The organism is Zhongshania sp., assembly GCF_041623545.1.
GTDB lineage: Bacteria > Pseudomonadota > Gammaproteobacteria > Pseudomonadales > Spongiibacteraceae > Spongiibacter.
This window is the reverse complement of sequence record NZ_JBFJWS010000150.1, coordinates 1-7,737: the sequence shown is the minus strand read 5'-3', so window position 1 is coordinate 7,737 and position 7,737 is coordinate 1. Positions and strand designations below refer to the sequence as shown.

General features: G+C 47.6%; 7 protein-coding genes. All 7 read right to left on the bottom strand.

Features of this window, described 5'->3' with window-relative positions; all coding sequences use genetic code 11:
* Nucleotides 1–373 (bottom strand): wax ester/triacylglycerol synthase domain-containing protein (locus tag ABYT30_RS12755; RefSeq protein ID WP_373096806.1); only part of this gene is annotated, 373 nt, incomplete at its 3' end.
* 6 nt (nucleotides 374–379) lie between these two features.
* Nucleotides 380–1,852 (bottom strand): HAD-IB family hydrolase, encoded by a 1,473-nt coding sequence (locus tag ABYT30_RS12750; protein ID WP_373096804.1) that lies wholly within the window; start codon nucleotides 1,850–1,852, stop codon nucleotides 380–382.
* The gene (locus ABYT30_RS12745; RefSeq protein WP_373096802.1) at nucleotides 1,845–3,791 is read right to left on the bottom strand and encodes a 1-acyl-sn-glycerol-3-phosphate acyltransferase; all 1,947 of its coding nucleotides are present in this window, start codon (nucleotides 3,789–3,791) and stop codon (nucleotides 1,845–1,847) included. Before ABYT30_RS12745 ends, ABYT30_RS12750 begins: the two co-directional genes overlap by 8 nt.
* 238 nt (nucleotides 3,792–4,029) lie before the next feature.
* Entirely contained in the window at nucleotides 4,030–4,314 is a 285-nt protein-coding gene (locus ABYT30_RS12740) for a hypothetical protein (protein ID WP_373083254.1), read from the bottom strand.
* Nucleotides 4,315–4,459: 145 nt separating this feature from the next.
* Nucleotides 4,460–4,924 carry a hypothetical protein gene (locus ABYT30_RS12735; protein ID WP_373083253.1) on the bottom strand — a complete coding sequence of 155 codons (465 nt, stop codon included), beginning with the start codon at nucleotides 4,922–4,924 and terminating at the stop codon, nucleotides 4,460–4,462.
* Nucleotides 4,925–4,961: 37 nt separating this feature from the next.
* On the bottom strand, nucleotides 4,962–5,687 hold the full coding sequence (locus ABYT30_RS12730) for a hypothetical protein (RefSeq protein ID WP_373096801.1): 726 nt from the start codon (nucleotides 5,685–5,687) through the stop codon (nucleotides 4,962–4,964).
* A gap of 55 nt (nucleotides 5,688–5,742) precedes the next feature.
* A partial coding sequence (locus ABYT30_RS12725; RefSeq protein ID WP_373096799.1) for a TonB-dependent receptor occupies nucleotides 5,743–7,737 on the bottom strand: 1,995 nt, incomplete at its 5' end.

The window sequence follows — 7,737 nt, the reverse complement described above, 5'->3', positions numbered from 1 at the left end:
TTAATGTCGCCATACCACTGTTCTTCGGCAGGCTTATTCTGTGCAGATGATTACTCAGCTGAAAATCATCATGGTCGCGCCAGACTGGAAGCTGGGCTGCGCCGGGTAATTCTTGTACCCGCTGGCGCAAACGCGGTACCGTCTTACTCAAGCCGTCGACAAAATCACTGACATCACTCCAGGCCGGAGTAGAAGCAAGAAAATGCAGCGAAGTACCGGTTGAACTCGCTGAGGGGAAGGTTTCCATACGCCACATAAGTGCTTCTGCCGCACTCAGCTGACTGCCACCACCCCAACCAAACAAATCATTCAATTGCTGCTGCGGAAACGGTTTGAGTGAAGCAAGCTTTGGGTTCACGCGTACTTTTGACATCGCACGCTATCCCTTAGCAATTGCAAACGACTTAATTTCCGGCGCAGAAGCCGCCGGCCAATTTTCTAAGGTATCAACAAATTGTTGCCTAACGAGGGCAATATTCTCAGCGAGACTGTCTTCAGGCCAGGAGCAGACGTCCATGGCATCCAATACGCAAATATCCACGGTACCGGCACGCATTGCATTATCTTCACGCCACATTAACTCACCGGCATTGCGAATAACCACTGGAATAATGGGTACACCGGCCTGCCGAGCAATATGAAATGCGCCTTTTTTGAACTCGCCTACACGGGGAGTATACGAGCGAGTTCCCTCTGGCGAAATTGCTACAGATAGACCCCGTCGCAAGCGGTCTACCGCTGGCTGCAAGGCTTCAATCGCGCGCTTGCTATTACTACGATCTAAAAATGACATCTCGGCCATTTTTAAAAACGGACCAATAATCGGTACATTTTCGGCTTCTTTTTTCACCACGCCGGTTAGCTCCCGACGGATAATATTGTAGAACAGAAAGAAATCGAGTTTGCTTTGATGGTTGAGAATAAATACGGCTGGCCGGTGTTCCCAAAGCTTATGCTCATTAACAATATTGACCTTAATACCCGCAATAGCCAAACCCAGTTCGGTACCGATACTGCCTACCATGTCAGCGGTGCGGCGGGGCTCTTTGTAAAATTTGTTGTACGCCATGCCGGCGAACATCGTCGCCGCCATGGCCGAGTACGCGCCGACCGTGCCGGCGATCGCCTTGATGGGCGCGCGCTTACGCTGGGCAAACCGCAACTCCGGCCAAGCGTTTGCATTACCGTGCTTACGCAAATCCGCGTGGGGGTTCACCATATACGGCTTGCCAGTAACACTTAGAAAATCAATGTCTTCGCGACCATTGGCATAGCCGTAACTGTGGCTGAGTTTGATCTTTTTCGCTTTAGAAAATTGTTTTACCGCGCTCGCTTTATTTATCCCCCACAGAGGCTGGCCACAAAGATTGCCATTGAGCACCCCGCGCTTTACCTCTAGCTCCGTAGCCAGAATGTGTGCAATGCCATATTCCTCGGCCAAGGGTTCTATTTGATACTTGGTCGCTGAAGACGCTATCGCCACCGTGTGACCGGCGCGCAAATGGGCGCGCACTAATTCATAGCCTTCAAAAAACATTGACCGTGCGATCCTACTAATGAATAACTCAAACCACAGTGAACGGACATCTTCCTCGGCGCTGCCGGCCAAGGTTTTAGCAAAGTCACTAAACAACGCAGTAAAAGCTGCTTCATCCACATCTTGGCGGAAGGGTGTGCGCAGAGTATTGAACAGCTCAGCTATCCCCATATCACCTTCACGAATACGCTTCTTGATATAAACCAGCGCCGAGTAGCCCTCAATCAGGGTTCCATCAAAATCAAAAAAAGCAGCAATTTGAGGCCCTTGTGGGCCAAATTTAATTGATTCCAAGACAGTTGCTATATCACTCATTTGCTTCATCTTCCTGGATTTTCTCACAGCGTTCCTGATCTAGACTCTCAACATTAACTAGGGCCGCGACCATGCTGTGCAAATAATTTTTTAAAGCAATGCGGTCTTCTTGCAAGCCGTCACGCTGCTCAAGTAAATTTCGGTTTTTCGCAAGTTTAAGTGCATTTCTAAACAACTCTTGGGATAGGCTCTCCGGGCTGCGAATTTTATACTGCAACACCCATTGCTTGCCCACAGTCAAACAATCTGCAATGAACTCATTGCTATCTTCGATGCTCTGATTAATCTTGGCCACCATTAGTTCGGCAACAATAACGTAGGCTTCAAGGAAGGGCATTAATACCCTATGGGCAATGAGAAATGGAGCCTGATAAAGCATATTGCGCCGCTCTTCTGCGCGCTGCACCTTTTCAAAAAAATCAGGATCCAAAATGAGTGCCTCTTGACGCATTTCTTCTTTGAATTTTTGTTTCTCACTGAAAAAAAACTCAAACTTAAGCACATCTCGAAGCGCGTGGGCATCGTCCCAGCCCTGATCAAATATACTTTCCTTACCGTTATTAATACGGCTGGTGTGAAGCAGGGTGACTTCAAGAATTGCCCGACTGATAAACCAATGAATTGCAGAGTTGCGGTAAAAAGCCGCAATATTATGACTACCCGCACAAATATTATAGACAGGCTCCGGCCCGTCATTGTAACAAGCGAGAACATTGGCTTTGGCAAGGCTACTCAGGGCGTCGCTTATACCGGAATGATTATCTAATTCGTCGACTACTTCTGTCGGTAAATTCCGCTTCCGGGCGTACGCTAATAATGGCGAGACTAAATTCGTTATTTCTGGCAACGTCAGCGCACGATTTCGCACTGCCAACAGAGCTAACGTCGCCAAGGCCGGTCCAGTTACCGGCGTAACTTTGTTGATACGCTGAAAAACCTCAATGGCGACTTTTTCAATTGTCGAAGGCGTTTTCGAATCTGGGTGCATTACTTCGGTTAGCGACATTAGCTCGCCAAAGCGCACATAGGCTGTACCTATCCACTTACTTTGCATTTTGGCGTAATTCGCCAACCAGGGTAGCCCTTCCTTCGCCTTTTTGGCATTACCAGTTTCTTCTGCCGCCATACCCCAAATTTCATGCAACTGATCATAAGTAATGGCCACTGGAACCAAAATAACAGACTTACTACTTTCGATACTTAGCGCTTGCCCTAGATACCTAAGCAAACCATACATAGGTGGTCGCAGCTTGCCCGTTCTAGAGCGGCCGCCTTCCATATACCACTCAAGATTACCACCACTGCGCGCGAGGTAAGCCAGATACTCCTTGATCATTAACTTATAAATCCGATCGTCACCAAAACTGCGGCGTATCAAAATTGCCCCGCTGCGTCGAACAACGGAGCCCATTGGCCAAAACCCAATATTATCGCCACCCAGAATATAGTTGCGGGGCAGTGCCGAGGAAGATATTAATTGCGTGAGAATAAAGGGATCAGCGTAGGATCGGTGGGTGGGCAAAAAAACGAGCATATTGTCCCGGCTCAACACCTCGAGCCGACGCAAGGCCGCTTGGTCGACATCAACAGTCCAAGCATTGGTGTGCATAGGCGCCAATATACGGTCAAACAGCGTGGTAAACAGCGGCTTCTGTACCGCCACCAAGCTATGTAAGCTCCGGCGCGCACGGCTAAGCGCCGCGACCTCAGACATTCCCTCCTTTATAGCAAGCTCATTTAGAGCAACTTGCACCCGCGATGACGAGAGAATTTTCTCGACGATTTCTTTTCGGTCCAAGGAGGTAGAAACACCACTCGCTTCGCGCAATAGTTCGGCGGCTTTCGGGCCGCCATGCTCCCTCCGGTTTATGGCGCTATTATGAGCGGAATTTTGCTCACTGGCTCCAGTACTGAACGAGGTTTTTTCTTGCTGTTTCAAAAGTGTCACCTAGCTATTGAGGGTTATTGCGGCCGTCAATACAAATGCGCTGCCACACCGAAATTAGATCCGATTTACACCAGCTATAATGACTATAAGGTCAATATAACTTATACCCAATAACGTAGCAAATATTCTATGCTGTAATTTTTCTCACTGACCGAGCGATCAATATATTTCCGCGGAAATCTCGATCCTTGCGCTCTATATAATTGGAAGTATCGTCCACGGAATAGTATTAAGCATTTTCACAGGCAATATATGTATCAATTTCGGCAATAAATCTTTCAATTTCCGATTTAGCCATGACACCGGGCGTTTTTCCCGTTTCGGATAGCGCAGGCAAAGCCACCACAGCTATACCGAAATCAGCCAGTAACTTTCTACTTTTTTTCAACAACAGAATCGATCTCAAGGTCTGCAGCATGGCCAATTCATTTTGCCCCAGCGACTCATCTAAATCGTTTACCACAGCTTCCAACAAGTCCTTAAGTAAAGCCCAAGAATCGTAGTCATAGTTCATATAAACTCACTTTTTGGGTATTACATTAAAAATCGACGTCACAGCCGTAATGGCAACGTAAAGCTTTACCCATTTTCAAAATTGAATATAGAAACCGGCCAGTTCAAATGTTGATCCGACCGAAAAGCGCATTAAAGAAACACCGTTACGGCATAGGTATAGGGAACGCTGTTAGTACCTCTGTGAAATTATCGGTGGCAAGTGAGCTATCAAACTCAGGTGCGGCTCCAGCCAAAGGTACACCATAGGTGCCAAGAAGGGCGAAAAAAACCGAACCGTATAGCCTTTGAGGTTTACGACCTATAACCGGTAAGCCGACGGGCAAGGCCTGGTCTTCAGCCAAAGTTAGCACGCCTGCCTGCGCGCCATCCGGTGTACCTAGGGTTGCCAAATCAGATCCGATCAAGGGAACCGCTCCAAGTCCATTTTCAAGGGCAATTCCCGAAAATAGATCGACACCAACTCCCGCTACTGCCATAGGGTCTATACCAAACGGGATGCCAATGCCTGCACCGCCAGGAAGTTGAGCCAAAGCGGGCGTCGCAACACCACCGAGGGAAAACGCCAACACTGCGCCAAACATAATGCCTTTCAGTTCGCCTGCATTCATTTTTATTTCCTTTTATTAAACGACCGTTAGAGAAAAATTAAAGGGTAAAGCGCAGGCCTATATTAAAATGGATATCCTTTAATATACCCGGCGCGCGAATATCTTCTTCAAAATCACTTTCTCTCTCCAGGAATCGGTCTCCCGCCATGTAAACGGCTTCAAACCGAACCCCTAGCGATTTGTCCGCCACCTTAAACGGCACAACATACCCAAGCCCCGCACCGTAATTGATCGTGATGAAATCATCATCTCCGTCAGGAATAGGATCACTGCCGCGCTCAATTGGGTACTCTACATAGCGGGTAACGCCACTTGCTAATTTAATATATAAGTTATTTTCGAAAGGGTAGATCAAGGTATTGAACAAGAGACTTTGCTTTTGTACTTCACCGCCCTTGGTGTAGCTACCGCCAAACTCAAATCCGTACCAGCCTTTGCGGCGGAAGCCGGCAAGCACACTCACACCCTTAGCCGTGCCAATGGGATCTTCAGTTGTCGTTGTGGTGCTACCTCCTAAACCGCCTAGCATACCGCCGGAGCTTTCGACCGTTCTACTCCGCGGCTCAGTTTCGCTTTTTTCATAATTGAAAAGCACATCTACGTAGCTACTAAATTCTGCAGTTCCCGCACTACTGCTAGATGAGCTTGGAGCTGCACTGCCTTCGCCATCACCGTATTGCCCGTAGGCTGGACCCGCTAAAATCATTAGCATTGCCGACACTGCGAGACATAATTTACTATTCCAGTATTTCACTTCCGCCACCTCTATAGTCCTTATTCTTAAACGATTCACCTTACTCACAAGCATACCTTGCCTCCTAAAACTCGTAGTCGACACGGAGACCAATTGTTTTGCGTGTACCGAGTGACGCCATCGCGCCAAAATCGAGTTTCAACATACCGGCCGTATAAAATTCATCTTTCAAGTTTTGACCTGACAAAGTAAATCTTAAGTTTGATTCTTCTAGCAAATAACTTATGTGCGCGCCCCAAAGATCATATTTTGGTTGTGAATAACGCTCGTCATTACTGGCGGAATAGAAGAAACCGTCGTTATAGTAGTAACTAACTGTCGCCTCGAGGGGACCACCAGGAATTAACCAAGTATTGGCAATAGACGCGGAGCCAGTCCATTCCGGAGAACGAGTAACCCGGTTTCCGGTGAAGTCATTGTTTTGAGTAAACACGCCGGTTTCAGGGTCGTGCCCAGCACCATCGGTATAGTCAGTGTAAACAGCGTCGATGTAGGTACCGTTGACGGTGCCAACAAGGTTACCGAAGTAACTGGGAAATATATCGGCCTTTATATCAAACTCGAAACCTTCAGATTCCGCGGTCCCCGCGGTATCGAGTGACAGTGCTCCGCCATTAGTTAAGGAAATCGATTGTGTCTGTAAGTTTTCAATTTCATAACGGAATGCAGCTAGGTTTACTTGTACAGTTTCATCAAACAACATGGTTTTCACGCCGATCTCGTAAGCGGTCGTTTCTTCAGGTTCAACAAAAGCGGGAGGCAAATAGAACGCAAAAGCATTATAAGAATGAGCCTTAATTGCTTCTTGGTAAGATAAATAGATCAAGGTGCCATCATCAAAAGGCCTAAAGTCAATAGCTATCTTTGGCTTAAAACCTTTGGTGACATCATTTAATGGGTGTGGATTATCTTGTTCGTCACGGGCTTCCGTCCAAGTAAAGGCAGGCTGTTCTGAGCCATCCGGAAGCCGAATAGTTGTCTCAGACTGCACTACACCACGCTCTTCGTTCTGGTAGCGACCACCGAGCGTAATAGACATCCATTCAGTAATCTCAGCAGTTGCTTGCAAAAATACCGACCATGACTTTGTGCCCACGATACCGATATTGGATAAAGCGTATCCCGGTACTTTAAACTCATTTGTCACCGGATCTAACACCGGAGTCATTGCGTCTAGCAACTCCTGCGGCAGCTCTACGCCTAGCGCACCAAGGTTCTCAGGATTGAGCCCACCAACTGTTACCTCTACAGGATCAAAGCCCTGCTCATTTTTAAAGAAAAAGGCGCCACCAGTCAGCGTTAACCATTCGGACCATAAGCTTCCCTCATTGGACAATAGCTGCAGCTCCATCTCATCGATATCTGCTTCATGGCGGTGGACTATAAATGACGCTCCTGGAAACTCTGTTCCATCGTAATCATAGTTATAGGGGTTACTGTGTGCCTGATGACTAGCTAGTAGCTTTATATCCATAAATGGCAGTAGCCAGTCTGTTTGGCTAGAAACCACAAAGGATTGTAAATGGCCATATATTGGCAAGTCAGGATTTGCCTTGTAGTTCCGGCCATCTTCGCCGTCAATACCCACAGCGGTGCCCAGAGGGGTTGGATTAATGTTTGCTGCCAAAGTGGACGTTCCGTCGCGTTTCGCGCCCTGCAAAGTTAATCGAGTATCAACATTGTCTGACATCTGCCAGCGCAACATCATTCGACCACCGAATAGTTTATCTGCCGGAACCGGCTTACCTGCGATGGTGCTATCTTCGCTGTATACTTTATCGTCTTGCCCAAAAGTAGCGGCGAAGTTCATGGCTACATTATCTGTTAGCGGCACATTGACAAACATGCCAACGTCGTACTTATCCCGGGCCTCAGCCTTACTGCCCGACACAGAAATTTCTGTCCATGTATCCTCAAAATCAGGCTTTTTAAGAATAACGTTTATGGCACCGCCAACCGCATTACGACCAAACAAAGTACCCTGCGGGCCCTTTAAAACCTCTACGCGCTCAACCCCCTTGAGGTTTTGCGCAACAGAAGGCGAAAACGGGTAATACAC

What these genes read in the sequence shown, in the direction of transcription:
- ABYT30_RS12750 (WP_373096804.1), bottom strand. Translation starts at nt 1,852, where the DNA reads ATGAGTGATATAGCAACTGTCTTGGAATCAATTAAATTTGGCCCACAA.
- ABYT30_RS12740 (WP_373083254.1), bottom strand. Translation starts at nt 4,314, where the DNA reads ATGAACTATGACTACGATTCTTGGGCTTTACTTAAGGACTTGTTGGAA.
- ABYT30_RS12735 (WP_373083253.1), bottom strand. Translation starts at nt 4,924, where the DNA reads ATGAATGCAGGCGAACTGAAAGGCATTATGTTTGGCGCAGTGTTGGCG.